Origin of the sequence: Phenylobacterium sp. (assembly GCF_031412415.1) — a bacterium.
In the GTDB taxonomy this organism is placed as follows: Bacteria; Pseudomonadota; Alphaproteobacteria; order Caulobacterales; family Caulobacteraceae; genus Phenylobacterium.
Genome location: NZ_JANOCX010000144.1, coordinates 1 through 1710 on the forward strand (window position 1 = coordinate 1; position 1710 = coordinate 1710).

The following is a 1710-nucleotide window of genomic DNA, read 5'->3' on the forward strand; positions in this document are numbered from 1 at the left end:
CGCTCGCCTGCATGGACGAGGCTCGTATTGACCCGGATTGATACAGGGTCGGGGTAAAGGCGGGGTTTCGGAGTCCTGAGTCGCGGGTTAACGCGGCTTGGGCGGGAGGGGCCGCGCAGGGTTGCCGACCACGGTCGCGCCCTCGGCCACATCGCGCACGACCACCGCCCCCGCGCCGACCGTCGCCCTGGCCCCCACCTTTACGCCGCCAATGATCAGGGCGCCCAGGCCGATGAATGCGCCGTCGCCGATGGTGACGTAGCCGGCCGTGTGGGCGCCGGGCGCGATGGACACGCTATCGCCCACCACATTGTCGTGGTCGATGGTGCAGCCAGTGTTGAGCATGCAGAACCGCCCGATCCTGGCGTCGGACTGAACGATCACCCCGGCCGAAACCACGGTCCCGTCCCCCAGGTGAGCGGTGGTGGAGATGGCCGCGGCGGGGTGGATCAGCACCGGCAGCGTTCCGCCGGCCGCCAGGATCGCCTCGAAGATCGTCCGGCGTTCCTTCCCCTGGACCGCGACCACCAGGTCGTGAACCGCGAGGAAGGCGGGGTCATCGAGCAGGCTTTCGTCGCCCAGGCGCCGGAGAGGGGTCGTGGGCGGCTTCGGATCGGGGCCGATGTCGAGGTAGCCCGCCAATGGCTTGCCGCGCGCCTCGGCCGCCTCTGCTACGATACGCGGAAGGGATCCGGGTCCCGCGCCGACCATCACCAGGGGTTTCATGGTCGCGACTGTGACGCGGCGACCGTGCGGCCCGCAAGCCGCCCCTGACCTCGCGGCAGTCTTGCCCACAGCGAAGTTCGGCGCATAGTTCCCACCAAAGGCCGCGACTGAACGGTCTGCCTGGGAGGCGACAATGAAAATGTTGAAGCTCATTGGGGCGCTCGCCGCCACCGCCTTGCTCGCCGCCTGCGGCCAGGCCGGAACCAAGGCCGGCAATGTCGACGGCGCGCGGATCACCGCGGCGAACGGCAACGGCGAGTGGCTCTCCTACGGCCGGACCTACGACGAGCAGCGCTTCAGCCCGCTGGACAAGATCAACGCCGCCAATGTCGGCACGTTGGGCCTGGCCTGGATGCACGAGTTCGACACCGATCGCGGGCAGGAAGCCACGCCGATCATGGTCGACGGCGTGCTCTACACCACCACCGCCTGGTCCAAGGTCTACGCCTTCGACGCCAAGACGGGCGCGCTCAAGTGGGCCTTCGACCCCAAGGTCAAGGGCGATAAGGGCTTCGACGCCTGCTGCGACGTGGTCAACCGGGGCGTCGCGGTCTGGAAGGGCAAGATCTATGTGGGAACCCTCGACGGCCGCCTGATCGCCCTCGACGCCGAGACCGGCACGGAGGCCTGGAGCGTCCAGACCACTGACACCGCCAAGCCCTACACGATCACCGGCGCGCCGCGGGTCATCAAGGACAAGGTGCTGATCGGCAACGGCGGCGGCGAGTATGGCGTGCGCGGCTACCTGTCGGCCTATGACGCCACCAGCGGCAAGCTGATGTGGCGCTTCTACACGACCCCCAATCCCAACGGGCAGCCGGACAACGCGGCCTCAGACAAGGTGATGAAGGAGAAGGGCGCGGCGACCTGGTTCGGCGAGGGCTGGAAGGCCACCGGCGGCGGCGGCACGGTCTGGGACGCCATGGCCTACGATCCGGAGCTGGACATCCTCTACGCCGGGGTCGGCAACGGCTCGCCCTGGAA

The 1710-nt window shown here is 68.6% G+C and carries 2 protein-coding genes; one reads left to right on the top strand and one right to left on the bottom strand.

Annotated features, from left to right (window positions below; translation table 11 throughout):
- Nucleotides 1-87 precede the first annotated feature (87 nt).
- Nucleotides 88-726: an acetyltransferase gene (locus RMO04_RS06990; protein WP_309644068.1), complete on the bottom strand. Its 639-nt coding sequence runs from the start codon at nt 724-726 to the stop codon at nt 88-90.
- Between the two features lie 139 nt (nt 727-865).
- Between RMO04_RS06990 and RMO04_RS06995 the strand changes: the two genes are divergently transcribed.
- A partial coding sequence (locus RMO04_RS06995) for a PQQ-binding-like beta-propeller repeat protein (RefSeq protein WP_309644069.1) occupies nt 866-1710 on the top strand: 845 nt, incomplete at its 3' end.

What these genes read in the sequence shown, in the direction of transcription:
- RMO04_RS06990 (WP_309644068.1), bottom strand. Translation starts at nt 726, where the DNA reads ATGAAACCCCTGGTGATGGTCGGCGCGGGACCCGGATCCCTTCCGCGT.